Origin of the sequence: Rhizobium sp. BK491, assembly GCF_014194925.1 — a bacterium.
Taxonomy (GTDB): domain Bacteria; phylum Pseudomonadota; class Alphaproteobacteria; order Rhizobiales; family Rhizobiaceae; genus Rhizobium.
Window position 1 is genome coordinate 638,450 of the sequence record NZ_JACIAR010000003.1, and the last position, 24,583, is coordinate 663,032.

The 24,583-nt window shown below is 58.9% G+C and carries 27 protein-coding genes and 1 riboswitch; of the genes, 17 read left to right on the plus strand and 10 right to left on the minus strand.

The features are described 5' to 3' along the window. Nucleotides 1-10 precede the first annotated feature (10 nt). The 3 genes from FHX05_RS17375 to FHX05_RS17385 are packed head-to-tail and all read right to left on the minus strand — an operon-like array spanning nucleotide 11 to nucleotide 2,696. Entirely contained in the window at nucleotides 11-661 is a 651-nt protein-coding gene (locus tag FHX05_RS17375; RefSeq protein ID WP_183873266.1) for an HAD-IA family hydrolase, read from the minus strand. Beyond that, nucleotides 658-1,911, minus strand: a complete 1,254-nt coding sequence (locus tag FHX05_RS17380) for a Tm-1-like ATP-binding domain-containing protein (protein WP_183873268.1) — start codon at nucleotides 1,909-1,911, stop codon at nucleotides 658-660. The genes FHX05_RS17375 and FHX05_RS17380 overlap by 4 nt, the downstream gene beginning before the upstream one ends. Continuing rightward, nucleotides 1,911-2,696 (minus strand): IclR family transcriptional regulator, encoded by a 786-nt coding sequence (locus tag FHX05_RS17385; RefSeq protein ID WP_183873270.1) that lies wholly within the window; start codon nucleotides 2,694-2,696, stop codon nucleotides 1,911-1,913. Before FHX05_RS17385 ends, FHX05_RS17380 begins: the two co-directional genes overlap by 1 nt. Nucleotides 2,697-3,014: 318 nt before the next feature. Between FHX05_RS17385 and FHX05_RS17390 the strand changes: the two genes are divergently transcribed. After that, nucleotides 3,015-4,469: an APC family permease gene (locus FHX05_RS17390; RefSeq protein WP_183873272.1), complete on the plus strand. Its 1,455-nt coding sequence runs from the start codon at nucleotides 3,015-3,017 to the stop codon at nucleotides 4,467-4,469. Between the two features lie 57 nt (nucleotides 4,470-4,526). Further along, on the plus strand, nucleotides 4,527-6,005 hold the full coding sequence (locus FHX05_RS17395; RefSeq protein ID WP_183873274.1) for an aldehyde dehydrogenase: 1,479 nt from the start codon (nucleotides 4,527-4,529) through the stop codon (nucleotides 6,003-6,005). Nucleotides 6,006-6,090: 85 nt separating this feature from the next. Here the strand turns inward: FHX05_RS17395 and FHX05_RS17400 are convergent, their stop codons facing one another. Continuing rightward, on the minus strand, nucleotides 6,091-6,603 hold the full coding sequence (locus FHX05_RS17400) for a flavin reductase (RefSeq protein ID WP_183873276.1): 513 nt from the start codon (nucleotides 6,601-6,603) through the stop codon (nucleotides 6,091-6,093). Between the two features lie 10 nt (nucleotides 6,604-6,613). Beyond that, nucleotides 6,614-8,176: a 4-hydroxyphenylacetate 3-hydroxylase N-terminal domain-containing protein gene (locus FHX05_RS17405; protein WP_183873278.1), complete on the minus strand. Its 1,563-nt coding sequence runs from the start codon at nucleotides 8,174-8,176 to the stop codon at nucleotides 6,614-6,616. Between the two features lie 95 nt (nucleotides 8,177-8,271). Here FHX05_RS17405 and FHX05_RS17410 point away from each other — a divergent pair, with 95 nt between their 5' ends. Continuing rightward, entirely contained in the window at nucleotides 8,272-9,165 is an 894-nt protein-coding gene (locus tag FHX05_RS17410) for a helix-turn-helix domain-containing protein (protein WP_183873280.1), read from the plus strand. Between the two features lie 42 nt (nucleotides 9,166-9,207). On the opposite strand, the gene FHX05_RS17415 is transcribed toward FHX05_RS17410, so the two are convergent. Beyond that, nucleotides 9,208-10,035, minus strand: a complete 828-nt coding sequence (locus tag FHX05_RS17415) for an AraC family transcriptional regulator (protein WP_183873282.1) — start codon at nucleotides 10,033-10,035, stop codon at nucleotides 9,208-9,210. A gap of 97 nt (nucleotides 10,036-10,132) precedes the next feature. Between FHX05_RS17415 and FHX05_RS17420 the strand changes: the two genes are divergently transcribed. Further along, nucleotides 10,133-11,062, plus strand: coding sequence for a phytanoyl-CoA dioxygenase family protein (locus FHX05_RS17420; protein WP_246698977.1), 930 nt, complete (start codon nucleotides 10,133-10,135; stop codon nucleotides 11,060-11,062). Between the two features lies 1 nt (nucleotide 11,063). Here FHX05_RS17420 and FHX05_RS17425 read toward each other — a convergent pair whose 3' ends face one another. Beyond that, complete coding sequence (locus FHX05_RS17425; protein ID WP_246698978.1) at nucleotides 11,064-11,867, minus strand: putative nucleotide-diphospho-sugar transferase; 804 nt, start codon at nucleotides 11,865-11,867, stop codon at nucleotides 11,064-11,066. 173 nt (nucleotides 11,868-12,040) lie between these two features. Between FHX05_RS17425 and FHX05_RS17430 the strand changes: the two genes are divergently transcribed. Further along, nucleotides 12,041-12,208, plus strand: coding sequence for a hypothetical protein (locus FHX05_RS17430; protein WP_183873283.1), 168 nt, complete (start codon nucleotides 12,041-12,043; stop codon nucleotides 12,206-12,208). A 228-nt stretch (nucleotides 12,209-12,436) separates the two neighbouring features. Then, the gene (locus FHX05_RS17435; protein WP_183873285.1) at nucleotides 12,437-12,652 is read left to right on the plus strand and encodes a hypothetical protein; all 216 of its coding nucleotides are present in this window, start codon (nucleotides 12,437-12,439) and stop codon (nucleotides 12,650-12,652) included. Between the two features lie 82 nt (nucleotides 12,653-12,734). Here the strand turns inward: FHX05_RS17435 and FHX05_RS17440 are convergent, their stop codons facing one another. Both FHX05_RS17440 and FHX05_RS17445 read right to left on the minus strand, forming a co-directional pair. Further along, nucleotides 12,735-13,214, minus strand: coding sequence for a pyridoxamine 5'-phosphate oxidase family protein (locus FHX05_RS17440; protein ID WP_183873287.1), 480 nt, complete (start codon nucleotides 13,212-13,214; stop codon nucleotides 12,735-12,737). A 62-nt stretch (nucleotides 13,215-13,276) separates the two neighbouring features. Further along, nucleotides 13,277-13,543 carry a hypothetical protein gene (locus FHX05_RS17445; protein ID WP_246699000.1) on the minus strand — a complete coding sequence of 89 codons (267 nt, stop codon included), beginning with the start codon at nucleotides 13,541-13,543 and terminating at the stop codon, nucleotides 13,277-13,279. A 280-nt stretch (nucleotides 13,544-13,823) separates the two neighbouring features. On the opposite strand from FHX05_RS17445, the gene FHX05_RS17450 reads away from it, so the two are divergent. The 7 genes from FHX05_RS17450 (at nucleotide 13,824) to nrdF (ending at nucleotide 20,440) form a co-directional block, all read left to right on the plus strand. Beyond that, nucleotides 13,824-14,114: a hypothetical protein gene (locus tag FHX05_RS17450; RefSeq protein ID WP_112603924.1), complete on the plus strand. Its 291-nt coding sequence runs from the start codon at nucleotides 13,824-13,826 to the stop codon at nucleotides 14,112-14,114. A gap of 51 nt (nucleotides 14,115-14,165) precedes the next feature. Then, on the plus strand, nucleotides 14,166-14,708 hold the full coding sequence (locus FHX05_RS17455) for a DUF1269 domain-containing protein (RefSeq protein ID WP_183873291.1): 543 nt from the start codon (nucleotides 14,166-14,168) through the stop codon (nucleotides 14,706-14,708). Between the two features lie 224 nt (nucleotides 14,709-14,932). Beyond that, nucleotides 14,933-16,030, plus strand: coding sequence for an FUSC family protein (locus FHX05_RS17460; protein ID WP_183873293.1), 1,098 nt, complete (start codon nucleotides 14,933-14,935; stop codon nucleotides 16,028-16,030). Nucleotides 16,031-16,151: 121 nt separating this feature from the next. Beyond that, a riboswitch (cobalamin riboswitch) is annotated at nucleotides 16,152-16,370 on the plus strand. Between the two features lie 248 nt (nucleotides 16,371-16,618). Further along, nucleotides 16,619-16,840, plus strand: a complete 222-nt coding sequence (gene nrdH / locus FHX05_RS17465; RefSeq protein WP_112603918.1) for a glutaredoxin-like protein NrdH — start codon at nucleotides 16,619-16,621, stop codon at nucleotides 16,838-16,840. Between the two features lie 11 nt (nucleotides 16,841-16,851). Next, the gene (gene nrdI, locus FHX05_RS17470; protein ID WP_183873295.1) at nucleotides 16,852-17,247 is read left to right on the plus strand and encodes a class Ib ribonucleoside-diphosphate reductase assembly flavoprotein NrdI; all 396 of its coding nucleotides are present in this window, start codon (nucleotides 16,852-16,854) and stop codon (nucleotides 17,245-17,247) included. Then, entirely contained in the window at nucleotides 17,235-19,445 is a 2,211-nt protein-coding gene (nrdE, locus tag FHX05_RS17475; protein ID WP_183873297.1) for a class 1b ribonucleoside-diphosphate reductase subunit alpha, read from the plus strand. Before nrdI ends, nrdE begins: the two co-directional genes overlap by 13 nt. Before the next feature lie 20 nt (nucleotides 19,446-19,465). Then, a complete protein-coding gene (gene nrdF / locus FHX05_RS17480; RefSeq protein WP_183873299.1) occupies nucleotides 19,466-20,440 on the plus strand; it encodes a class 1b ribonucleoside-diphosphate reductase subunit beta in 975 nt (324 codons plus the stop codon). Nucleotides 20,441-20,592: 152 nt separating this feature from the next. Here nrdF and FHX05_RS17485 read toward each other — a convergent pair whose 3' ends face one another. Then, nucleotides 20,593-20,871, minus strand: coding sequence for an HU family DNA-binding protein (locus FHX05_RS17485; RefSeq protein ID WP_015342821.1), 279 nt, complete (start codon nucleotides 20,869-20,871; stop codon nucleotides 20,593-20,595). Between the two features lie 355 nt (nucleotides 20,872-21,226). Here FHX05_RS17485 and FHX05_RS17490 point away from each other — a divergent pair, with 355 nt between their 5' ends. The 4 genes from FHX05_RS17490 (at nucleotide 21,227) to kdpF (ending at nucleotide 24,582) form a co-directional block, all read left to right on the plus strand. Beyond that, nucleotides 21,227-21,448: a hypothetical protein gene (locus tag FHX05_RS17490; RefSeq protein WP_112398519.1), complete on the plus strand. Its 222-nt coding sequence runs from the start codon at nucleotides 21,227-21,229 to the stop codon at nucleotides 21,446-21,448. Nucleotides 21,449-21,607: 159 nt separating this feature from the next. Then, entirely contained in the window at nucleotides 21,608-22,606 is a 999-nt protein-coding gene (locus FHX05_RS17495) for a Tim44 domain-containing protein (RefSeq protein ID WP_112603906.1), read from the plus strand. A 318-nt stretch (nucleotides 22,607-22,924) separates the two neighbouring features. Next, nucleotides 22,925-23,935, plus strand: a complete 1,011-nt coding sequence (locus FHX05_RS17500) for a zinc-dependent alcohol dehydrogenase family protein (RefSeq protein WP_183873301.1) — start codon at nucleotides 22,925-22,927, stop codon at nucleotides 23,933-23,935. 557 nt (nucleotides 23,936-24,492) lie between these two features. Beyond that, nucleotides 24,493-24,582 (plus strand): K(+)-transporting ATPase subunit F, encoded by a 90-nt coding sequence (gene kdpF, locus FHX05_RS17505; protein ID WP_047629929.1) that lies wholly within the window; start codon nucleotides 24,493-24,495, stop codon nucleotides 24,580-24,582. Nucleotide 24,583: the final 1 nt, after the last annotated feature.

The following is a 24,583-nucleotide window of genomic DNA, read 5'->3' on the forward strand; positions in this document are numbered from 1 at the left end:
TCCTCTTGGTTCAGAGCCCCAGCATGGCAAGTGCGCGGGCATAGCTTTCGGCGGGGCGGGTGACGTCGAAATGCACGTGAGGCAGGCTCACGGCTTCGGCGCCCTCGATGTTCTTCTTCTGGTCGTCAACGAAGACGCAGGCTTCGCGCGGCAAGTCGAGCTCGGAAAGAACGAGTTCGTAGGCGCGGGGATCGGGCTTCAGGATCTTCGTGTAGGTGGCATCGACAATGACGTCGAAAAGCTCGATCAGCGGAAAACGCTGGCGGAACTCGACGCCATAGAAAAGGTCGAGTTCGTTCGACAGGATAGCCAGCTTCAGGCCGGCCTCCTTGGTGCGCAGGATGGCCTCGCGAGCTTCCGGGCGCAGGACAAGCTCCGGCTCGGCGCCGCGCACCCGGCGCACGAAGGTCTGCATGTCGGTCCAGTTTTCGCCGACCATCTTGCCGACTTCGCCGGCTCGCGTGAGCCAATAGTCGCGTTCTGTAATCTCACGGTTCTGCATCGCGACCCAGAGCGGGTCCGTCGTCTTGTCAAACGGACCAAGCCAGATCAGCGATCCCTTCGGAAGGCCAAGCGTGCGCTCGGTGATGTCATGGGTTTCGAACAGCGTGCGGGTGACGACGCCACCGAAATCGAGAATGAGGGCGCGATCGACGGTCATGGCCGTCCCTCCGGAATGACGCCTTCGGCGACCCATCGATCGAAGATGGCAAGGGCGGCGGCAGAGAACGCAGGCGCATTGATATGGGCGTCAACCTCGTGAAGAGTGACAGAGGGCGGAACGGCGCGGCGCATCTCGTCGATAAAGGCGTCGAGGCCCTCCGGATCATGCAAGGGTTCATCCGGCTTGTCCCATTCCTGCAATCCTTCGGTCGGCAGCAGGAAGGCGACCTTCGCTTCGGTGCGCCGCAGTTTTTCTCCGATCACACGAGCAACTTCCCGCCGCCCTTCCGGCGATATCGTTACCGACCCGATCAGCCGGTTATGGGCGTGATACGGGCGATCTACGAAGATCTCTGGCAGGGCTTGCCATGCCTGAAGATCGACCATGTCGACGGCGCCGGGGGCTACGATCTGCGGAGTGCCGGTGCGCCCTGCATTTTCGAGCCGGTCCGGCCCGGAGGTGACGACGCTGCTATAATGATGATTGCTGACTTCCTGGATGCAGAAGTCGAAGACGGCGGCAAAGTCACCCTTTGAGGCGATCGCTTCATAGGCGCGTCCGCCCATGCCGGTGGAATGGAAGATGGCGACGTCGTAGCCGCGCTTTTCCAACTCGGGCCGCAGATACTTCATATATTTCAGGCAGGAGGAGCCAAGGGAGGTCATGCCGACGAGGGGGCGTTTGCGATTGGGCTTGGTGCCGTGCTTTGCAGCGCCGACGACCGCGCCGCAGGCCTGGGAGAGAACCGACTGGCAGATGCTGTTGAGACCGTAGAGACCGCCAGCCCACAGGATCATCATCAGATCGGGCGCAATGCGTTCCGGCGGGATGAGGTGAGAATAGGCAATGGTCGAGACCACGAATTTCGGCACGCCGAGCGGCAGGACGGCGGCGACGTCGAGCGCCAGATCCGTGCCCATGGAGCCGCCAAGCACGATGACTCCATCCACCAGTCCATCTTCGTAAAGGCGCAAGGCCAACGCCGCTGCACCCTTCGCCATCGCGGCCATGGCGCTATTTTCGTCGCCGCTTTCGGTAATGGTTTCGATCGTCGTTGCGGCGGCCTTCGCGATGTCATGCTTGGAATATTCAGGGCTGTAAGGTGGATCGCCGAGAATGCTGACATCCATCATGGCCGGCTGGCCGCCGGCTTGCTTGATGACGGACGCCATGAATTGCAGTTCGTCGCATTTGGTGTCACCGGTTCCGATGACGAGTATCCGTGGTGAGGGAGCCTCCGGGCTCATCAATCCGTCCTCCTGAGTTTCGCAATAGTTCCCGCGGGTCTTTCCGACCCGTAATATTTTTCTGCGATGGCGCTGGCTGCGTTGGCGGCCTGAGCGCCGAATTCGTGGATGGCAGCCTTGTTGGTGCGCGAGAGCGGAGCGGCGATCGCCACGCAGCCAATCGGGCGGCCGCCCGGCGTTCGCACCGGAGCGGCCGTGCTGATGACGCCGGCTTCCAGGCCCTGGTCAATGATGGAAAAGCCCCGTGCTGCGGTTTCAGCCAGCATCTTACGCAGCAATTGGGGATCGGTGACGGTGTGATCGGTAAATTTCTCGATCGGCTTTTTAAGCGCTGCGTCGATTTCTACCGGTGGACAGAAGGCCAGAAAGGCAAGGCCTGATGCCGTCGCATGGAAGGGAAGGAGGCTGCCGACATCGACGATGATACGGTGCGCGCGCGGCGAATCCTCGACGTGAATGGTCGAGAGCTGTCCGCCTGCGAACTCCGAGAGATGAACTGTCTCGGTCGAGGCCTCGGCAAGCGCCTTGATGAAAGGAATTGCGATCCGCAGGAAGGGAAAGCGCGCTTCCCGGATGCGAGCGAGGCGGACCGGCGCCGAGCCGATGCGGTAGCGGCGCGTGTCCTGATCTTGCTCGACGAAGCCGTGTTTTTCGAGCTCCACCAGAAAGCGTCGTGCCGTCGCCTTGTCCAGCGCGCAAAGGTGGGCGATGTCGGTCAGACCCGCCTCCTTGTCCAGCCGTGACAGGGTATCCAGCAATGCTAGCGCCTTTCCGATCGTGCTCATCATTCCTCCTCTTGGGTTGGTCAGGTTCTGATTCTGTGCGTCCAGCCTCGGTTTCCCGTCAAATCAGCCTGCTGACCCTGCGCCGCGGCACGATAGCAGCGACCCAAGATACTTAACATGCGAAATAACTTGACAGAGGCCGACAATGTTTGCAAGTCTATATTTAAAGCTGCGGTTCAAATAATGAACCATAAGCGCTGATGGCGGCTAAATCAACAAAAGCATAAGTCCCGCTCGTCAGTCCGGTTTCTGGTGGAGGTCGCACGCGTGCAATCGCGGCGATGATCGGATGTTCTTAAACAAGGGGAACGAACGCAGATGAACACGCAAAATTCGCAAGGTGCGGCTGAAAATCAGCTGCGCAAAAACAGTCTCGGCGTAGGTGCCGTTACCTTCCTCGTCGTTTCGGCCGCCGCACCGCTGACGGCTGTTGCCGGCGGCGTGCCGCTGTCGATGATGCTCGGCAACGGGCCGGGCATTCCGCTGACCTTCCTGCTGGTGACGGGTATTCTGCTGCTGTTTGCAGTCGGCTACGTCGCCATGGCCCGCCATATAAGAAATGCCGGCGCTTTCTACGCCTACACCGCGCAGGGCCTTGGCGGCCTCATGGGTGGTGCCGCAGCCTTGATCGCTATTCTCGCCTACAATGCGATGCAGGTCGGCGTTCTCGGGCTTTTCGGTGCTGCAACGAAAGGCTTCTTTGCCGAACAGCTCGGTCTCGATCTTCCCTGGTGGTTCTGGAGCTTTATCGGCATCGCCTTCGTCGCCGTCTTCGGCTATCGGCGTGTGGATCTGTCGGCGAAAGTGCTGACGGTGCTCGTCATTCTCGAATATCTCGTCGTGTTCGTCATCGACGCTGCGATCTTCGCCAAGGGAGGCGATGCGGGCCTCTCCGCTGCGCCTTTCACGCCAACTGCCTTCTGGAGCGGAACGCCGGCGATCGGCCTCCTATTCTGCTTCGCGGCCTTCATCGGTTTCGAAGCGACGACCATTTACAGCGAGGAGGCCCGCGAGCCGGAAAAGACCGTACCGCGGGCGACCTATATTTCCGTGATCATCATCGGCCTCTTCTATATGCTGACCTCTTGGCTGATGGTAATCGGTGCCGGCGTCGATAAGCTTGTTCCGGCGCTGCAGGGCCTCGCCGATCCGACAACCTTTCTTTTCGGCCTTGCCGAGCGCTATGTCGGTCACTGGATTACCGTCGTAATGAGCGTGCTCTTCATCACCAGCCTGTTTGCTGGCATCCTCGCGTTCCACAACGGCGTGGCGCGTTACATGTATGTCGCCGGCCGCGAAGGCTTGCTGCCGAAGTCGGTCGGCGTGACGCATCCGGTCTTTCAGAGCCCCCATGTCGGGTCGATCATTCAGACCGTCATTGCCGTGCTCGTCGTCGGGCTCTTTGCGGTAACGGGTCAGGATCCGGTGCTCGCACTCTTCTCCTGGCTCACCAATGTCGCAACGTTGGCGATCATCCTGCTGATGGCGTTTACAGCCTTCTCGATCGTGGTGTTCTTCAGCCGCAATCCGGGGCTTGAGCGCAATGTGCTTGTTATCAAGGTGCTTCCGATCGTGACGGGTCTGATCCTCCTGACGCTTGTCTATTATATCTCGGCGAATTTCGGCGCGATTGCCGGCGCTAATGGCGTGCTTGCGGTGGTCTTGCCGGGGCTTGTGCTGATTGCCGGCATCATCGGCTTTATCGCAGCGGCTCGTCTGAAGTCGGCCGATGCGGCAAGCTATGCCCGCCTCGGTGCCGGCCAGGAAGCCTGAACCAGTTCCAATCGTGGTGGCGGGCAAGCTCCGCCACCCTCTCTGTGAGACAATGAGATGCAGGAAAAGATCGACCAGCTCCGGACACTATCCGTTTCGCCCCAGACGTTGTTCATCGGAGGCGCTCGGCGCCAACCGATCAGCGGCGCAACGATGGACGTCATCTCGCCGATCGACGGAACAAAGCTGACCACTATTGCCGATGCCGGTACGGAGGATGTCGATCTGGCCGTCAAGGCCGCACGCCGTGCCTTCGAGAAGGGCAGCTGGTCGAAGGCGGCGCCGGCCGAACGCAAGAAGGTGTTGCTGAAAATTGCCGAACTGATCGAGAAGAATGCGCTCCAACTGGCCGTGCTCGGGGTACGCGACAACGGCACGGAAATCTCGATGGCGCTAAAGGCCGAGCCTGGCAGCGCCGCCGGCACATTCCGTTACTATGCCGAGGCGATCGACAAGGTCTATGGCGAAATCGCTCCGACGGCTGAGAACATACTCGGGCTCATCCATCGCGAAGCTATCGGTGTCGTTGCCGCCATCGTGCCGTGGAACTTCCCGATGATGATCGGCGCCTGGAAGATTGCGCCGGCGCTCGCCGCGGGCAATTCCGTCGTGCTGAAGCCCGCCGAAGGTGCATCGCTTACGCTCCTCAAGCTCGCCGAAATTTGCGCCGAAGCCGGATTGCCCGAAGGCGTGCTCAACGTCGTGACCGGTCGCGGTGCGGTGTGCGGCGAAGCATTGGGGCTGCACATGGATATCGATGTGCTGGCCTTCACCGGTTCCGGCCCCGTCGGGCGGCGGCTCTTGGAATATTCGGCACGCTCCAACCTGAAGCGCGTCTATCTGGAACTGGGCGGCAAGTCCCCGAACATCGTCTTTGCAGATGCGCCCGATCTCGATCAGGCGACCAAGGTCTCGGCCTATGGCATCTTCCGCAATTCGGGCCAGGTCTGTGTCGCCGGTTCCCGGCTGCTTGTGGAGAAATCGATCCATGAGGCCTTTTCCGAGAAAGTCATCCGCATCGCCGAGGCCATGAAGGTCGGAGATCCACTGCAGTTGACGACCGACGCAGGGGCCATTTCCAGCGAGATCCAGCTGAAGAAGGATCTCGGCTATATCTCGCAGGCGCTATCGGAGGGTGCATCGCTGCGCACCGGTGGTTTGCGTATTCTTGAGGAGACGGGCGGTTATTACATGCGGCCGGCGGTGTTCGACGTGACGCCGTCGATGACCCTGGCGCGCGAAGAGGTCTTCGGCCCGATCCTGTCGATCATCTCCTTCCAAACGGAAGCGGAAGCACTTGAGATCGCCAATAGCACGGAATATGGCCTTGCCTCCGCCGTTTGGACCTCGAACCTGTCGCGCGCCCATCGGATGGTGCGGGGAATCCGCGCCGGCGTCGTGCATGTCAACACCTATGGCGGCGCCGATAACAGCGTGCCGCTTGGCGGCGTCAGGCAATCGGGTAACGGACACGACAAGTCGTTGCATGCGCTCGACAAATACGTCGATCTGAAGACGGCATGGATCCAGCTCTAACAGCTATTTTCGCATGCAAACAGGGTGCCGCCTCGTCGCCGGCACCCTGCTTTATTTCCACGAACGCCAGCCATCCATGCGGCTCCTAGCCGCCGAAGCTGCCCGTCTGGGTCGGCACATGCACATAGTTGCGGTCGAAATAGAGCAGCGCATGTCCGTCCTTGCGGCTGCGAATATCCATGACTTCACCGATGAAGATATGGTGCGTGCCGACCAGGCGCGCTTCTGTCAGGCGGCAATCGAAGGAGACGATGGCATCGGAAAGCGCCTGGCTGCCGGAACGAAAGTTGATCCATTCCGCCGCGGCATAGCGTTCCTCCATGTCGGCGCGTTGGCCGGCGAAATAGCCGGCCAGTTCCTTGTGCTCCTGCGTCAGGACATTGACGCAGAAGCGACGATTTTCCAGGAAGAGGGAGGTCTGCGCCGAGCGACTGTTCATGCAGACCAGTAGCGTCGGCGGTTCGTCGGTGACGCTGCACATGGCGGTCGCAGTAAAGCCGCCGCGGCCGGCAGGGCCGTTGGTGGTGATGACGTTCACCGGAGCGCAGACCCGAGCCATGGCGTTGCGAAATTCGGTTTTCGAGAACTGCTCCTCCATGGCAACGTCCTCACTCGGCGGCGTTGCGGGCAGGGGAGGTATCACTCAGCGGCGGCAGCCACGTATCTCCGGTCCAGCCGTTTTCGTCGTAATCGCTCATGCACTGATCGACGAGCGCTTCCATCTCCTTCAACCGGCCACCACGCTCGGCGCCCTTTAGCACCTGCAGGCGAACTTCCTCCGGCGCGCCGGCGTAGTTAAGTTCGTAAAGGGCGTGGCGTCCGCCGAATTCGGTGCCTGTGGCGTCCCAGAGCAGCTTCATGATCTTGATGCGCTCGATATGACCCATGTCGTTGGAACCGCGCACATATTGCGCGAGGTAGCGGTCGATCTCCGGATTGCCGAAGTCCTTGGCCGAGGAAGGCAAGTAGATTAGCCCCGAAGCGATGACCCTGCGTACGGTTTCGATGACGCGCGGATAGGCCTCCGACATGAAGGTGCGGTAGGAGAGCGCGGCTTCCATGTTCGGCAATACAGCGCCATTGGCCCAAGGTTGCGGATTATAGGCCATGGCGTTGGAAAACGACCAGAACATGTGGCGAAGCGCGATGATTTCGCCGAGCGCCGCCTGATTGCCGCGGAAGGCATCGCCGCCGGTCGCGCGCAGCGCCTTGGCGAGCAGTCCGGCAATGAAGTCGAGCTTCACGGCGAAACGCGTGCAGCCTTGGAAGCAGTAACCGTGCATGAAGCCCGAGGCCGGGTGGAAGGAGAGGATCTTTGCCGCGTCGCGCAGCACGAGCACGTCCTCCCAGGGCACGAAGACATTATCAAGCACGAGGATCGCGTCGTTCTCGTCAAAGCGAGAAGACAGCGGATAGTCGAAGGGATGTCCCACGGTATTGGCAGTCTGCTCGTAGGAGACGCGGCAGAACATCTTAATGCCAGGCGCATTCATCGGAACGATGAACATGACCGACAGAGACGGGTCTTCCGTGACGGTCGCCGAGCTCTGGGCAAGGAAATTATAGTGGGTCAACGCCGAAGACGTCGCTACCACCTTGGCACCGGAGACGTAGATGCCGGCATCGGTTTCCTTGGTAATGTGGACGAAAACGTCCTTAACGGCATCGGCAGGCTTGTGACGGTCGATCGGCGGATTGACGATCGCGTGGTTCATGAAGAGCACGGATTCCTGCGTCCGCTTATGCCAGGAAAGCGCATTGTCCTTGAACGGCCCATACCAGTCGGCATTGGCGCCGAGCGTATTCATGAGGGCCGCTTTGTAATCGGCGGTGCGACCCATCCAGCCATAGGACATACGAGCCCAATCGGCGATGGCGCCCTGCTGGGCGACAAGCTCGGCTGAGGATTTTGCCACCCGGAAGTATTTGTGGGTATAGCCGCCTGAACCGGTATCGGTCGGGGATGTCAGACGATCCTTGGTCTTTTCGTCGTGCAGCGCGTCGTACATGCGGGCGAGCGAGCGGACGGAATTGCGCATGGCTGGATGCGCAGTCACATCGGCGATGCGCTCGCCATTGATATAGACTTCGCGGCCGTCGCGCAGGCTTTCCAGATATTCGGCGCCGGTAAATGGGCGGGTCTTGTCGCTGCGGTGATCTTCAGCTCGCATCTCGTATTCCTCCCTTGAGATCATGAGCAATGCTACGTCCGGCGCGCCGGTCCGGCCATGGACAAAGGGGGCAATTCGCTGGTACTTTTTCCTGCATGTCGCAGAAGAACGAGATTCCGAATTTCTTTGTCTATGGCGTGCCGAGCCGGGCGCTCGATGTCGGATTCCTGCATGTGGAAACGGTCATGGACCGAAAAACGCTGCATTTCGGACATGTCGCATCCCATAAACACCCGCTGATGGGTCAGATCACCTATTGGTACAAGGGTGGCGGGCGCTACCGGATCGAGGATCGAACTTGGAATTTTTCCGCTCCGACGATCAGCTTCGTGCCGAGCAACATCATTCACGGATTCGATGTCGATGATCAGTCCGATGCTATCGTCCTTTCGATATCGGACGATACCTTAAAGGCTTTGGCACCCCAGGTGGATCTAAGCCTTGACGTGCCGACCTTTCTGACAGCGCGGCCGGACGATCCTTCCTGGCAAAAGATCGATGCGCTGCTGCAGATGGTGAGTGCGGAATATCGCGAGCGTGGCGGCCAGAGTGAAAAGGTCATGTTGGGCCTGATCGGCGTTGTACTGTCGCTGATGAGCCGGCTGGGCGGCAGCGCGGCGCTGCCTTCGGCTTCGCCGACCGTGGCGCTCGCGCTCGCGCTGCGCAGCGCCATCGACCGGCATTACAAGAGCGATTGGCCGGTCGGCAACTATGTCGACCTGCTCGCCACGACGCCGCATCTGCTCGATAAGGCGGCGCGCGAGGTGTTCGGCCATACCGTCAAGGAGATGCTTTTGGACCGGCGGCTGCTGGAAGCCAAGCGCCTGCTGATGTTCACCATCCGCTCCGTCGAGGATATCGGCCGCGAGGTGGGTTTTGAAGATCCCGCCTATTTCTCGCGCTTTTTCCGCAAACGGGTGGGGGAGGCGCCGGCGGCCTGGCGGCGCCGGAATTTGGAGCGGGAGCCATCGGGAAATGATGCGGCATAACAAGGGCCGGTCGTTGCGACGTGTTCGACCTATATTGATCGATCAGCTTCGCCGATAGCGGGCACGAAACTCGCGGGGCGTGCAATTTTCGCGCTCATGGAATAGCCGAGAGAAGTAGAATGGATCATCGAACCCGACTTTCGAAGCGATGATCTCGATCTTGTCGTCCGTCATCGTTAGCAACTCCTTTGCACGGTCCATGCGTACGCGAAGCTGAAAACCCTTCGGCGGTAGCCCGACTTCCGCCGTGACTTTTCGGCGCAGTGTAGCGGGCGACATGCCGTATTCGGCTGCAAAAGCTGCCATGTCGAGGGCTTCTGTTGCTCTTTGGCGAAGCGCCTCGATGATTTCGCCGATATCCGAGCCTTGCTGAGAGGAGGGAGTGGCCTGGCTCGCCTGCCGCGCAGCCAGAATGACGATCTGATGAAGAGCGGAGGCGGCAGCGGCTCTCGACAGGTTGGTATCCTCGATGAGATCGTCTTGGATCGTGCCGAAGAGACGCTGCACGCTGTCGAGATTACGCAGGGTAATGAGCGGATTCTGCTCGCTGATGAGGCGAAGGCGCAGAAAGTCGCGCACGAGAGAGCCTTCGAAAAGCGCCCATCGTTCGCTCCAGCCTTGCGCATCGGGGCCGTATGAATGCTGGCGGTTCGGGAAGAGCCAGAAAAGCGCCGGGCCTTTCACGCTTCTGCGGCCGCCGGCATCCGTTTCGAAAAAGCCCTGGCCGCTCTCGACGAGAACCACCGCATAGCTCGGCAGCTTCCGCGCGGTGACGGCATGCATGGCCTGCTGCCTGCCGCTGCCGGTGACCGACAGTCCTCCGGCGGCTGCAAGTGGTGAGCGGTAGATGGCATGTGTTGCCGGTTTCATGGTGAGCGAAAAGTCCAGTATCACTTTCGTCCATGTAGTGAACCATCACTAACAGCTAGATTCAATGGGCAATCAATTCAAACCATAGGCGAGTGAAATGTCGATTCCTATGCAGGTCCTGCCCTCCGGCGAGAGTGCACTCAACCTTGTTGCCAATGGAAAGATTCTCTCTGCTGCGCCGCATCGGCTCGGTTATCTCAGCCCGACCGATCCGGGCATCGGTGTCGAGGCAATCCGCCGGCTTTATGAGGAGAACGGCTATGTATGGCTCAAGGGGTTTCTGCCGCGCAAGGACGTGATCGATTTTCGCGGCTGGGTCTTCGGTCACATGGCGAAGACTGGGCTGATCGAGGCGGGAACGGACCCGAGGCATGGAATATCGTCTGCTTTAGCGCCGGAATGCCGGGATGTCGATCGTTGCCTGATGTCGCTCGTGCGCTCGGTCGCCTATGAGGGCTTTTGCGCCCAGCCGCGCCTTTCGCGCTTCATGGACGAATTCCTCTCGGGCATCTCTTATCTGCATAAGCGCAAGATCATGCGCCACGTCCGGCCGGGAACGACGACGGCGACACCAGCCCACTACGATCTGGTCTATCTTCGCGGCGGCACCAGCCGGATCGTCACGGCCTGGATACCGATCGGCGATATCCCCGTCGAAATGGGCGGGCTGACCTATTTGGAAGGATCGCATGTCATCGGTGCCCGGATGGAGCGCGAGTTCAGCGAAAAGAACAAGGATCTCAGTCCTGAGGAACGCGTTAGCGCCTATAATCGAAACATGACGGAGGGTGGCTGGGTCTCGAAGGATCTGCCCGACATGGCGGAACGCTTCGATACGCGCTGGCTGGTCGCCGACTATGAGGCAGGCGACGTCATGCTCCATTCACCATTCATGATCCACGCCTCGACCACCAACCAGGACGGGCAGCGCAGACTGCGCCTTTCCACAGATATTCGCTATCAGAATGTAGAGGACGAGATCGATGCGCGATGGAACAATCACTGGACGCTCGGCGACATGCTGTGATTCAGGTTTGATCCTGTTGTAGGCTCGTTCGAAGCGTGCTCCAATTGTCATCCTTTAGCACGCGTTCGATTTCCTCGACACGATCACGACGGCGCTTGAGCCGTTTGCCGATGCGGCCAAACCAGCGTTTGCGCTTGGTCGCCTCGCGGCTTGCCTGTAGCTGCTCGATGAAGACTTCGCCGACAGACCCATTTTCGACCCGGTCGAATATCCAGCAGAAGGAGGCAGGCAATTTCGCCACCTTGAATTGCGGCTTCGCGCTTGCCGCATCCTCGGTGATGATTTCCTCCAGAACGACCTGATCCCACACGTCGGGCTTGGCAAGGCATCCTTCCCGCCAGCGCTCGATGAGCTGCGCCGCGCCAGGCGTATCGTTGATGAGAATGGTCGCGCTGATAAGGCGTTCATCGCCTTCATAATAGACGGCAATGTCGCATTCGAGTTTACGAAGCTCCGGCCAGGGATTGCGGTGGAAGACGGCGTCGACGTCGACATAGAGCAAAGGCCCGCGCAGCCTTGCTCTTTCCTGAAGCAGGAAACCTGGTTTCAGCCCGGCATTCAATACCCAGCTGCCGGCGCTGGGCACTGCCGTTGCAGAGACCTTCAGCCCGATCCGCTCGGCCGAATGGGCCATACGCTCTTTTTCCTGTTCGTAAAAACTGCCCTCGGTAAAAAATGCCACAATCGGGCCGTCGGCGTTGGTTGCCTTGGATGTGCGTTCGGCCAGATCCCGTTTGGCTGGGAAGGGGACAATCAATGCGCGCTGCTGCGGACTCCAGGGGCGAATTTTATTGAGGATATTCAAGAAGGCACCTTCGGGTTTGTAAGCTTCAATCGATATCCGCCACCTTGAAAGCGTTGCGGACGAGATTGAGAGTTTGGATGAATGGGCATTTTGGCTGGCCGATGGCGGAAACGTCACATCGCTGGCGTTCGTACCGGATTGGCAAACCGTTTGATCTTCGCTAATCGATTGTCATGTCCGATAATGTCATCAAGTTTGAACGTCGTCCGAAGCCGAAACCGCCGAAACAAGCGCCTCCCTGGCTCAAGCGTTTGTTGGCGATACTGGCCATCATTGCGTTTTTCGTAGCAGCCTTTGCTTATTTCACGCTGAAGAGCGGCGCAGCCGGCCCAACATTCTGAGCAGTTCAAGACCGCTCCCCTTCTTTTCGTAGAAAGCCGTTGAGCCTGGACACAGTTCATCTCGGCAAGATTTTCTTTTGCTGGAAATGAAGGTGTTTATCTAGATACTTCAATTATTTAACGGAAATACTTTGTGTCCTCGCAGCTTGGTTGCGGGTGGAAGTTCATCCTCGCGTTTCTATATTTCAAGGATGTTCATGGTCTGACAAACAGGAAGAGGAGCAGGACATGACATTGACCTCGCAAGACGTCACCACCGTACTCGGCCCTGTCGACGAGACCCTTATCGCCGATATCGTTGCGACAGGCGCAACGCCGACGGACCTGTCTGAGGCATGGGCTTGGGTCAACAGCGATGAGGCTTTGATCGGCGAGGGCCGCCATCTGCCGGCCGGTAAGGTGGCTGCGCTGGTGGATCTGCTTTCCGCCGACGACGAGGAATGAGAAGAGTAGCAATTGGCGTTTTTAAGGCCCGATGCTAGCCATGCCGCCACCTATATGCGGCATGGCTGCAGCTCTAATATTCCTAAAGCTCGACCTTCGCGTTGTCACCCATGTCGGGTCTCGAATTCGAGACTGCAGCCGCCGCCATCTTAATGTAGCTGATGATGCTGCCGGGGCTATCCCAGTATTCGGCGAAAACAGGCGTTACCTTCAAAACGCGGATCGAGGGATCGTCGGCACTGTCCCACCACGCCCTGGCGCCTGTGGACCAGAGATCCCTGACGCGTTCGCGGTCGTTGCCGACTTCAGCCATCCCGGATATCGAAACATATTTTTGACCCCGGGTGTCGGCGAAGGCGAGGCAGACATTCGGCCAGCGCGCGATCTCCTCATCCTTGTGGCCCGCGACATCCGTCAGGAAATAGATCGCGTTTTCGATCGGTTCGGGATTAGCGGCCATCGGCCGTGCGCGCAGGCTTCCGGATATTTGCGTGGTCAGCATGCAAAAGCCGATCTTGTCGACCAGTTCCCAAACGCGGGCGTTGTCGTCGGTGTCCGTCATGGCTGTCTCCTGGTTTCGATTGCAAAGAGAGGGGGTTGAGCTGAGATCATCCGATGAAGGGCCTACGGCTGTTCGCGAGTGCCCGGTGCGGCTTCACGCTGGTCCGCATCGTCGAGGTCGCTCTTCACGACGAAGGCGTCGCCATGCTGGCGGACGGCTTCTCTTTCCGCTTCGATATTGGGCACGTTGTCAGGAGCGCGCTCTTTGACGTGTTCCGACGCCGCGTCGATCTCACCCTTGGTCTGGTCGGCGGGAACCGATCCAGCGCGATTGCGGGTGGCGTCATGCTCGGTCTTCGAGTGGCCATTGTCGCGGCGTGTGTCTGTCATTTCGCTCATCCTGTTCGTCTGATCCGCGAAGTCTTGCGTCATTTTGAAGATGGTGCGGCCGAGAGCCTTCCGTGGTGTGGGGGCGACCGGCCACGTTGGTCAAACCGCGCGGCGCGCTCATTGTTCCGTACTCGCGAGAAAAACGCCGATTTCCTTTGTCGATGGAAGCCGGAAGGTTGGGCGGAATGGAACCTTGAACCCGAATTTGCGTCTTCCTAAGTGAGTGGCAGCCGAGGCTTTATGAGCTCGGTCACAATCACGTCTGTCAGGAGTGACCAAAATGGAAGAAAGAACAAAAACCATCGAAGAACTCAGCGTCGAAGAGCGCGAGGAAATTCTCATCGATGTTGCGAAGACGTTGGAAGGCAATGCACGCGAGGCCCTCGTCGAAGGCAACAAGCAATTCGCCATTCTTTCCACCAATATGGCCGAAGCGATCCGCGTCAATGCAGATGAGCTTGCCCGCGACGATCCGGAAAATGCCGAACGGCTTTTGCAACAGGCTGTCGCAATGATCTCGCAGTTCAATGCTACTCATCCTTACCGATTGGTCAGTACGGCTGTTCACTAAGGGGCCTCACGCCTCATTTCACGTTTCGACAACACGACCCGGAGGATTTCGATGTCAGAACTTATTGTGCTTGGTTTCGATGATGCAGACAAAGCGGACGCTGTCCTGAACCGGCTCGTTCAGCTCGAAAAAGAATATCTGATCGATCTGGAGGATGCCGTCATCGCCGTTCGTGATGAATCCGGAAAGGTTCGTCTGAAGCAGAGTGTCAATCTCACGGCGGCAGGCGCCGCAAGCGGCGGTCTTTCGGGCGCTCTCTGGGGTTCGCTCGTTGGTCTGCTTTTCCTCAATCCTCTTGCTGGGCTCGTCGTCGGCGGTGCAATCGGTGCCGGCTCCGGCGCTCTTGCCGGATCGATGGCCGATTACGGTATCGACGACGATCTTATGAAGCGTCTGGCCGAAACCATTCCGGCGAGGAGTTCCGCGCTTTTCCTCCTGATCCGCAAGGTTCAACCGGAAAAGGTGCTTGCCGAATTCAAGGGCGAGCATGCGCGGCTGCTGCGCACCTCGCTGTCGCCCGAGCAGGAGGCGCGGCTGCGCCAGGTGCTTGTCGACGAGACCTCGCCGGCGCCTGAAGCTTCCGCCACCGTCTGAACGTAAATCCGATCTCTACTCCTGTCGTCGGCGGAGCTGTGCTTTCGTCCAGGAAGCACAGTGGCTCAAGGATTGAACGGCGCGCTCGCCATTACCTGCGCGCCTTCCCTAATCGCGCAAATACTGCCATTGTAGGTCATGCGGTCATTCACTAGCGGCAGCAGGGAGAGGGCAAGCCCCGGACGGCCATTGTCAGCACACGTTTCCAGGCGAAAACTTGCGCGATGACCGATCCTGTAATTCGTCAAAGCCAGCCGCCGTCGAAACCCAAAACATCGCTGATTCAGACCAAACGCGCGGCGCTGCAGGCGCTAAGGGTCATGATCGCGTGCACGATCACCTATGCCATTTCACAGCATCTCCATCTCCAGCAGGGCTATTGGGCCGTCTTCACGGTACTGATCGTCATGCAGGCGTCGGTGGGCGCGACCGCCGGAGCGGCTTTCGACCGGCTGGTTGCGACAGTTGCAGGCGCCGTGCTCGGAGGTATTGCGGTATTCGTCACGCCGCAGGAGCCGTTTGCGATTGGCATTGCACTGATCTGCGTCGTCGGCGTTTCAAGTTTCGTGGCGGTGCGCGTGCCTCGTCTGCGCAATGCCGGACTGACGGCCGCGATCGTCATGCTGACACATTCCGCCGCCGTTCCCGTCGAGATTTTCGTGATCGATCGCATCGCCGAAATTACCCTGGGCGGTGTCGTCGGCGTGCTCGCCAGCCTGTTCATCCTGCCGACGCGCTCGCGGACCATGGTTTTGGATCGCTTCGGGTCGGCACTCGATGTCATGGCGCAGATCTTGCGAAGGCTCGCAGCCGGCGTCGAAAAGGGGGAGCCGGTATCGGCCACCGAGGCAAATATCGCCCTGCGTCAGTCCTTGATGGCGACAGAAGCGCTTTTGAGCGACGCGCAGCGCGAGCGCGCCTTCTGGCTGACACGACAGGGAATTTCGGAGGCCATTCCCCGTTCGCTCTGGCGCATCCGCAACGACATGACCTATCTCAGCCACATCGTGGAAACACCTTTCCCGCCGGCGATTGTCGAAGCGATCGGGCCGCAGGCAGGCGGAATGCTGGAGGCACAGGCCCGCTTTGCGGAGGCATGCGGCCGGGCGTTGCGTGCCGGTGGTGAAATCGATCCGGATGTGCTTTCGGCAGGCGACGCGGCTTTCGACGCCGCGTTCAGCACTCTTCAGACTTCCGAGGCTGCCCAGTCGATGGGATTTAGCGAAACGGGCCGGTTGTTCGGTCTCGATTTCACATTGCGACGCATGCGCCAGAATTTTCTCGATCTCGCCGACCGCATCCGCGAAAGCAACGTCAATTGAAAGGCTCCAGCCTGTTTTTGGCCAGTCCCAAGTCTCTGCGTTGGGTGCGATGGTCGACATCCATCAACATGGAAATCCGATTGAGGCTGTCGAAGCAGTTGACGCAATTTTAACCGAGGATACTATATATAGTGTTCGAGGTTCTTCTGATTCGCAAGGATTGGAGGCTAAGATGGGAATCCGGTCGGCGAGCATGATGATTGCCAAGCCGGAGCTGCCCCCGCAACTGTGAGCGGCGAGCATTCGTTTGATGACGTCACTGGGGCCTTGTGTCTTGGGAAGGCAGGACGAATGTTATGACCCGCGAGCCAGGAGACCTGCCTTGAGCAACAACGTCCACGGGCGGGGTGTCCGACTGGCGAGCGATGGTTCATGCGGCAGGATCGCCGTCATCGCTTCCTTGAAGACCCCGCATGAATAACTTCGGGGTGAAGTCCATGTTATTGAGTATTCATAGTCGCCCGCGCGAATGACGGCCGCTGAAATGCGTCCGGCCGCCGGCTAGGCTTACCTCCACTTTTCACCCGCCGAGCGGGCATCATCCGATGCCCGAGCGATTTTCTGTGCCCATCCATACGAGGATACCTCATGAGCATTACCGTCTACAGCAAACCCGCCTGTGTCCAGTGCACGGCAACCACCCGCGCGCTTGATCGCCAAGGCATCGACTACACCATCGTCGACGTATCGACCGATGCCGCCGCCTATGAGCTGGTGCAAGGTCTCGGCTATCGTCAGGTTCCGGTTGTTGTCGCCGGTAAACTGCATTGGGCCGGCTTCCGTCCCGACATGATCAGCACCCTCGCTTAAGGATCCGGGCCGTGGGCGAGATCGTCTATTTCTCCAGCCGGTCGGAAAATACCCATCGCTTCGTTGTCAAGCTCGCATTGCCGGCTGCTCGTATCCCGCTTGCCGCGGGCGACGAGTTTCGTGCGACCTCGCCCTACGTCCTGATCGTCCCGACCTATTGCGGCGAAGGCGGCAAGGGGGCCGTGCCCAAGCAGGTGATCCGCTTCCTCAACGATGCGGGCAACCGTTCGAACATCCGCGGGGTCATCGCCGCGGGCAACAGCAACTTCGGCGCGACCTATGGGATCGCCGGCGACATCATCTCTGCCAGATGCCAGGTACCGTATCTCTATCGGTTCGAACTTCTGGGCACGGATGAGGATGTCGCCAATGTCAGACACGGATTGGAACGATTTTGGACACGCTAAGCTCTTCTTTGTCGCGGGATGCAGGCGAAAAAACGCAGAGCACTTTTCCTGCTCCCGCGAATGACCGCCCGGCAAAGGCCCCGGAGACGGCCTTGGATTATCACGCCCTGAACGCCATGCTGAACCTCTATGACGAGCACGGAAAAATCCAGCTCGACAAGGATCGCATGGCGGCGAAGCAATACTTCCTGCAGCACGTTAACCAGAACACGGTCTTTTTCCATAACCTTAGGGAAAAGCTCGATTATCTGGTGACGGAAGGTTATTATGAGCAGGAGGTGCTCGACCAATATTCCTTCAATTTCGTGCGCGATCTCTTCGATCACGCCTATGCGAAGAAGTTCCGTTTCCCGACTTTCCTCGGCGCCTTCAAATACTACACCAGCTACACGCTGAAGACCTTCGACGGAAAACGTTATCTCGAGCGTTATGAAGACCGCATCTGCATGGTCGCGCTGACGCTGGCGCAGGGCAGCGAGCAACTTGCCCGCGATCTGGTCGACGAGATCATCTCCGGCCGGTTCCAGCCGGCAACGCCGACCTTCCTCAATGCCGGCAAGAAGCAGCGCGGAGAGCTGGTCTCCTGCTTCCTGCTGCGTGTCGAAGACAATATGGAATCGATTGGCCGCGCCATTAACTCGGCTCTGCAGCTTTCGAAACGCGGCGGAGGCGTGGCGCTATCGCTCACCAACATCCGTGAGGCCGGTGCGCCGATCAAGCACATCGAGAACCAGTCGTCCGGCATCATTCCCGTCATGAAGCTGCTGGAAGATTCCTTCTCCTATGCCAACCAGCTTGGCGCGCGGCAGGGGGCGGGCGCCGTCTATCTGAACGCCCACCACCCGGACATCATGCGCTTCCTCGATACCAAGCGAGAAAATGCCGACGAGAAGATCCGCATCAAGACACTGTCGCTCGGCGTGGTCATTCCGGACATCACCTTCGAGCTCGCGAAGAACAACGAGGATATGTATCTCTTCTCGCCCTACGACGTGGAGCGCGTCTACGGCGTGCCGTTTACCGAAATCTCGGTGACGGAGAAGTATCGCGAGATGGTGGGCGACAGCCGCATCCGCAAGAAGAAGATCAAGGCGCGCGAATTCTTCCAGGTGATCGCCGAAATCCAGTTCGAGAGCGGCTACCCCTACATCATGTTCGAGGACACGGTGAACCGCGCCAATCCGGTTGCCGGCCGCATCACCATGAGCAATCTCTGCTCTGAAATCCTGCAGGTCAGCGAAGCCAGCGAATACAACGACGACCTCGCCTACAAGCATATGGGCAAGGACATCTCCTGCAATCTCGGCTCGCTCAACATTGCTGCCGCGATGGACAGCCCCGATTTCGGCAAGACGATCGAAATGTCGATCCGCGCGCTGACGGCTGTCTCCGACATGAGCCATATCTCCTCCGTACCGTCGATCGAGAAGGGCAATGACGAAAGCCATGCGATCGGCCTCGGCCAGATGAACCTGCACGGCTATCTCGCCCGCGAGCGCATTTTCTACGGTTCGGAAGAAGGCGTCGATTTCACCAATATCTATTTCTATACGGTGACCTACCACGCCATTCGCGGCTCGAACCTGCTTGCGGTCGAGCGAGGCCAGAGCTTCAAGGGCTTCGAGAATTCGAAATACGCCTCCGGCGAATATTTCGACAAATATACGAACCAGGAATGGAAGCCTGCGACCGAACGTGTCGCGGAGATCTTCGAAAAGGCCGGCATTGCCGTTCCGACCCAGGAAGATTGGCTGGAACTCAAGAAAGCCGTGATGGAAGGCGGGCTCTATAACCAGAACCTGCAGGCCGTGCCGCCGACGGGCTCGATCTCCTATATCAACCACTCGACCTCTTCGATCCACCCGATCGTCTCCAAGATCGAGATCCGCAAGGAAGGCAAGATCGGCCGCGTCTACTACCCGGCTGCCTTTATGACGAACGACAATCTCGATTACTACCAGGACGCCTACGAAATCGGTCCGGAAAAGATCATCGACACCTATGCGGCCGCGACCCAGCATGTGGACCAGGGCCTGTCGCTGACGCTGTTCTTCCGCGACACCGCGACCACGCGCGATATCAACAAGGCGCAGATCTATGCCTGGAAGAAGGGCATCAAGACCATCTACTACATCCGGCTTCGCCAGATGGCGCTCGAAGGCACGCAGGTTCAGGGCTGCGTTTCCTGCACGCTCTGAACCTTTGAGGGACGATGACAATGAACATGCAATTCAAGCCGGCAAGCCGCGTTCGCGCCATTAACTGGAACCGCATTGACGACGACAAGGATCTCGAAGTCTGGAACCGCCTGACCGGTAATTTCTGGCTGCCGGAAAAGGTGCCGCTGTCGAATGATATCCAGTCCTGGGCCACGCTGAAGCCGGAGGAGCAGCAGCTCACCATCCGCGTCTTCACCGGCCTCACGCTGCTCGACACGATCCAGAACGGCGTCGGCGCCGTAAAGCTGATGGCTGATGCCGTAACCCCGCATGAAGAAGCGGTGCTGTCGAATATCTCCTTCATGGAAGCCGTGCATGCACGCTCCTATTCGTCGATCTTTTCGACGCTCTGCCTGACGCCCGATGTCGATGATGCCTATCGCTGGTCGGAGGAGAACGAATTCCTACAGAAGAAGGCTACGCTGATCATCGAGCAATATGCCTCCGGCGATCCCTTGAAGAAGAAAGTCGCGAGCGTCTTCCTTGAGAGCTTCCTGTTTTATTCCGGCTTCTATCTGCCGATGTTCTGGTCGAGCCGCGCCAAGCTCACCAACACCGCCGATATGATCCGCCTCATCATCCGCGACGAAGCCGTGCATGGCTATTACATCGGCTACAAATTCCAACGTGGGATTGAGCGGCTTTCGGACGGGCAACGCCAGGAGACCAAGGACTTTGCCTTCGATCTTCTGCTGGAGCTTTATGACAACGAGGCCAAATATACCGAAGCGCTCTATGACGGCGTCGGGCTAACAGAAGATGTCAAGAAGTTCCTGCATTACAACGCCAACAAGGCACTGATGAATCTCGGCTATGAGGCGCTCTTCCCGGCCGAGGCCTGCAAGGTCAACCCGGCGATCCTCTCGGCGCTTTCCCCGAATGCGGACGAGAACCATGACTTCTTCTCGGGATCGGGCTCGTCCTATGTGATCGGCAAGGCGGTCGCCACAGAGGATGAGGATTGGAATTTCTGAGGATGGAGCTTGGCGCAGCTTAGGCAGTTCGAGCCAGTACTTTCGAACCGCCTCACGACGAAGCGGCGCTTGCGTTCGTATGAAACGGCAAATGACCGGCCCTAGCGGATAGGGTCGGTCATGAGCCTACGGGCCTTCGGCCAGAGCAGGGATTATTTGTTGAGCGCATCCTTCAGCGCCTTTGCAGGCGTGAAGGTCAGCTTCTTCGATGCTGCAACCTTGATGGTTGCGCCCGTTCCCGGGTTGCGCGCTTCGCGCTCCGGCGTATCCTTGACCTTGAACTTACCAAAACCCGGAATGGAGGTTTCGGCGCCGGAGGTCGCGGCTCCGGTGATGGCGGCAAAGACGGCTTCGACGATTGCCTTACCCTGTGCCTTGGTGAGTTTGTGATCTGCGGCAATCTTGTCTGCAATTTCATTGGTAGTGGTCATGAGGCTTCCCCCGCATTGATAACGGCGGAATCATTTCCATTGGAGATGCCAGTTGTCACGAGGACTTCTGACATGAAAGGGCGAGAAAGCCTGCATTTCCACAGGTTCCGACGCATTGACGCCATTTTGGAGGTTTTCCGCGGGTGATTTTCCAGGCGAAGACCTGATCATGCAGCCGATAGACAGCGACAAACGGGTATCCGCAGAAGCCTGCGAATCTCCGAAAATGGACGAGCCGTGGAGCAACGGCGCATCTTTTCACCATATGGACACCCGCTACGGCGGCGCGATCGGGGTGGCCTTTCGCTGGTTGGCTCTATAGAGGCTTGCTCACGATGGATGAATGGAACAAGCAATGGAACACGAGATCAAGATAGACAACCGCGGCGATTTCGGGCTGTGGGCAATCGAGGTCGCAAAGCAGATCATCAGCAGTGAGGGCTTTGAACTGGCAAGAGCAGCACGGGACGGCACGGACGACGATGTCCGCGCGGCCGGCAACGCACTTGGTCAGGCGATCACCAACGCAATGATGGAAATCTATGATGGCCTGATCGATAGAGCTGATGAAGGTTAGGATCGTCTTAGATCGTTGCTGCCGAGCATCCGTATACGGATAGATTGGTTTGGTTGAAATCCAAAAGTTTCGCCAACTTAAAATCGCAGCCTTACAATCACGAACAAGCATCCCCATATTAGGGCAAATTCGTCTTTCTGCCCTATGACAGGAGAGCCAATGTTCAGTGCAGTGTCGCGCTTTGCCAAAATCGCAGCTATCGTCGTCCTCGCCGCCGCGTCGTCCGTGGCGACCTTTGATGCCGCCGATGCGCGCCGGGCTGGATCCAGCGGCTTCGGAAGCCGTGGAACGCGCACCTTCGATACCCCGGCCATTACGAGGACAGCGCCCACGCAGGCCGCACCCATTGACCGGACGATGACGCAGCGGCCGCCGCAGCAGACGACGACCCAGCCGCCGCTTGGCGCGCCCCAGCGTCCTGGCCTTTTCGGCGGCTTCGGCGGGTCAATGATCGGTGGCCTGATCGCCGGTGGCCTTCTCGGCATGCTACTCGGCCATGGTTTCGGCGGTGGCATCGGCTTTCTCGGAATGCTGCTGCAGATCGGTCTGATCGTGCTGCTCATCAGCTTTGCGATGCGCTTCTTCGCAAACCGGCAGCGCACGCAATATGCAGCACCCGGATCTGGGTCGTCCTACAATATGAACCCGATGAACAATGCCGGCGCATCGCCGCGTCCTTCCTTCTCCATTCCGTCCATCGGCGGCGGAGCAGCGGCCGCGCAGAAGGTGCGCCAAGCCAATGACGAGATTGGACTGCAGCAGGCCGATCTCGATCGTTTCGAGCACCTTCTCACCGAAATCCAAACGGCCTATGGCGCCGAGGATTATGCGGCGATCCGTCGGCTAACCACGCCGGAGGCGATGTCTTATCTGGCCGAGGAGCTCGGTGAGAACGCTACCAATGGCGTGCGTAACAGCGTTTCCGATGTGCGCCTGCTGCAGGGTGATATCGCCGAGGCCTGGCGTGAGGAAGATGCCGAGTACGCAACGCTTGCAATGCGCTACTCGAGCATCGACGCGATGGTCGATCGCACGACCGGAAAGCTTGTGGATGGCGACGACCGCAATCCTTCCGAGACGACGGAACTCTGGACCTTCGTGCGCAAGCCGGGTTCGGACTGGAAGCTTTCGGCGATCCAGGGAACAGGCCAGCATTAATCTTGAACTGACCCCAGTTGGAGATTGCCCCGAGCGGAACCCGGGGCAATCGGCTGATCCGGCACCGGCATGAGCCCCTCCAAGGCAGGGCTTGGCTTTTATCAAGCCTTATTTCGGTTGCGGCGCCGTCTCAAGGCCATTCGTTTTTTCGAAACGCTCCAACGCCATTGTGAGACGGCTTTCAGCAGAGTGCTTTGGTGCTTGCTGGAGCGTCTAGCGCACCGGCTATGGAGCGGCTAAGGGCACCATTGAGTGCTATAGTGCGGATGGGAGCAGCACAGTAGCGCAAGAATCAAATCTTATGCTTGGAGGACGCGAATGAGGGCAGTCCGTTTGGAAGCGATCGGCGATATGACCATGCGCATGGTCGAGAAGCCGAGCGCCGAACCGGGAGAGATCATCGTCCGGGTTCTCGCCGCCGGCATCTGTGGGTCCGACCGGCACATGTACAAGGGCGAATATCCGACAGCGATCCCGGTGACCCTGGGTCACGAGTTCTGCGGCCTCGTGGAAGAGGTGGGTGAGGGTGTTTCGTCATTTGTAGGCGGAGAACTCGTTACGGTCGATCCGAATATTACCTGCGGTACCTGCCCTGCCTGCCGGCGTGGGCGGTCGAATCTCTGCGCCAACCTCACGGCTATCGGCGTGACGCGGGATGGCGGCTTTGCCGACTATGTTGCGGTTCCCTGCGGCCAGGCGTTCACGCTGCCTCCGGATCTCGATCCCGTCCATGGCGCTTTCTGCGAGCCGCTGGCCTGCTGCATCCATGCCATCGACAAGGCACAAATCCGTCCGGGCGATAGCGTTGCCATATTGGGCGGCGGCGTCATCGGCCTGCTCATGGTCCAACTGGCCCGTTTGGCCGGCGCAGACCAGATTATCCTTGTCACGAGACAGCTGTCGCGGCGCGAGGCGGCGTTGCGCCTGGGAGCGACGCTGGCCCTCGACCCGACGGCGATCGATGCGGTTGCTGCCGTCAAGGACGCTACCCATGGCGGCGTTGACGTCATCATAGAATGCGCCGGCGTTCCCGAAACGCTTCAAAGCGGCGTTCGGATGGCGCGGCGCGGCGGTGCTTTCGTCCTCTTCGGTGTAACGCCGGCAGGCCTCGAAGTGCCCATTCTGCCGTTTGATCTGCTCGTCAATGAGGTTGAGATCAGGCCGGCCTATCTCAATCCCTTCACACACGCTCGCGCCGCCGCCATGGTGGCAAGCGGGATTCTGGAACTGGATTCGCTTGTTACGAAGACGATCGACCTTGAAGACGTGGCAGGCGTGATTGGAAGCGCGCCGCTGGCCGGCGAAATCAAGGTCATAGTCCGTCCCTGAACGCCGCTGTTTTCGGCGAGGTTGCAGACAAGGTCTATTAGCCGCGTTGGAACAAATCCCGCTCGATTGCAGGGCAGGGATGCCGAAGTGGACTCCGATCGCCGTCAGCGCCAAAATCCAGCTATATTAGACGTTTTTCATGTGCTATCATGCAATCATGGAGGGTGGTCGATCTTGAGGAATGCGCCGGATTCTTCGAGTGAGTTCGGCAATACAGGCAGGGCATCTGCCTCGCGTATGAGCAGACTTTCAGCCCATCATCATTCGCACTGGCATTTATAAGATTTTTATATCTTCCGCTTTCCCGCCGTCTCGAACCTTAATGCGGTTCGGTCGCATATTGTGTTCGGAAGATGCACCCCAAGTGCTCTTTTGGTCGGCAGGAAAAAGAGGCGCTCCGAGCAAGGGCGCTCTCAGTCATTTCTGCATTCAACAATAACAATCAAGGAATCGCGATCGATGATGGACATTCTTCTTGTCGGGATCGGCGTTTTATTCTTCCTCCTTTGCGTCGCTTACACCAAGGCCTGCGACAGCCTCTAGTCGGAGAGACGGCAATGCTTCTCGATTACATTCTCGGTGGCGGCGTGACGATCTTTCTCACCGCCTACCTGGTCTACGCTCTCATTCGCCCCGAGCGCTTCTAAC

Excerpts from the sequence above, each read along its gene's own strand:
- FHX05_RS17375 (WP_183873266.1), bottom strand. The coding sequence starts at position 661 with ATGACCGTCGATCGCGCCCTCATTCTCGATTTCGGTGGCGTCGTCACC.
- FHX05_RS17380 (WP_183873268.1), bottom strand. The coding sequence starts at position 1,911 with ATGAGCCCGGAGGCTCCCTCACCACGGATACTCGTCATCGGAACCGGT.
- FHX05_RS17385 (WP_183873270.1), bottom strand. The coding sequence starts at position 2,696 with ATGAGCACGATCGGAAAGGCGCTAGCATTGCTGGATACCCTGTCACGG.
- FHX05_RS17390 (WP_183873272.1), top strand. The coding sequence starts at position 3,015 with ATGAACACGCAAAATTCGCAAGGTGCGGCTGAAAATCAGCTGCGCAAA.
- FHX05_RS17395 (WP_183873274.1), top strand. The coding sequence starts at position 4,527 with ATGCAGGAAAAGATCGACCAGCTCCGGACACTATCCGTTTCGCCCCAG.
- FHX05_RS17400 (WP_183873276.1), bottom strand. The coding sequence starts at position 6,603 with ATGGAGGAGCAGTTCTCGAAAACCGAATTTCGCAACGCCATGGCTCGG.
- FHX05_RS17405 (WP_183873278.1), bottom strand. The coding sequence starts at position 8,176 with ATGCGAGCTGAAGATCACCGCAGCGACAAGACCCGCCCATTTACCGGC.
- FHX05_RS17410 (WP_183873280.1), top strand. The coding sequence starts at position 8,272 with ATGTCGCAGAAGAACGAGATTCCGAATTTCTTTGTCTATGGCGTGCCG.
- FHX05_RS17415 (WP_183873282.1), bottom strand. The coding sequence starts at position 10,035 with ATGAAACCGGCAACACATGCCATCTACCGCTCACCACTTGCAGCCGCC.
- FHX05_RS17420 (WP_246698977.1), top strand. The coding sequence starts at position 10,133 with ATGTCGATTCCTATGCAGGTCCTGCCCTCCGGCGAGAGTGCACTCAAC.
- FHX05_RS17430 (WP_183873283.1), top strand. The coding sequence starts at position 12,041 with ATGTCCGATAATGTCATCAAGTTTGAACGTCGTCCGAAGCCGAAACCG.
- FHX05_RS17435 (WP_183873285.1), top strand. The coding sequence starts at position 12,437 with ATGACATTGACCTCGCAAGACGTCACCACCGTACTCGGCCCTGTCGAC.
- FHX05_RS17440 (WP_183873287.1), bottom strand. The coding sequence starts at position 13,214 with ATGACGGACACCGACGACAACGCCCGCGTTTGGGAACTGGTCGACAAG.
- FHX05_RS17445 (WP_246699000.1), bottom strand. The coding sequence starts at position 13,543 with ATGACAGACACACGCCGCGACAATGGCCACTCGAAGACCGAGCATGAC.
- FHX05_RS17450 (WP_112603924.1), top strand. The coding sequence starts at position 13,824 with ATGGAAGAAAGAACAAAAACCATCGAAGAACTCAGCGTCGAAGAGCGC.
- FHX05_RS17455 (WP_183873291.1), top strand. The coding sequence starts at position 14,166 with ATGTCAGAACTTATTGTGCTTGGTTTCGATGATGCAGACAAAGCGGAC.
- FHX05_RS17460 (WP_183873293.1), top strand. The coding sequence starts at position 14,933 with ATGACCGATCCTGTAATTCGTCAAAGCCAGCCGCCGTCGAAACCCAAA.
- nrdH (WP_112603918.1), top strand. The coding sequence starts at position 16,619 with ATGAGCATTACCGTCTACAGCAAACCCGCCTGTGTCCAGTGCACGGCA.
- nrdF (WP_183873299.1), top strand. The coding sequence starts at position 19,466 with ATGAACATGCAATTCAAGCCGGCAAGCCGCGTTCGCGCCATTAACTGG.
- FHX05_RS17485 (WP_015342821.1), bottom strand. The coding sequence starts at position 20,871 with ATGACCACTACCAATGAAATTGCAGACAAGATTGCCGCAGATCACAAA.
- FHX05_RS17490 (WP_112398519.1), top strand. The coding sequence starts at position 21,227 with ATGGAACACGAGATCAAGATAGACAACCGCGGCGATTTCGGGCTGTGG.
- FHX05_RS17495 (WP_112603906.1), top strand. The coding sequence starts at position 21,608 with ATGTTCAGTGCAGTGTCGCGCTTTGCCAAAATCGCAGCTATCGTCGTC.
- FHX05_RS17500 (WP_183873301.1), top strand. The coding sequence starts at position 22,925 with ATGAGGGCAGTCCGTTTGGAAGCGATCGGCGATATGACCATGCGCATG.
- kdpF (WP_047629929.1), top strand. The coding sequence starts at position 24,493 with ATGCTTCTCGATTACATTCTCGGTGGCGGCGTGACGATCTTTCTCACC.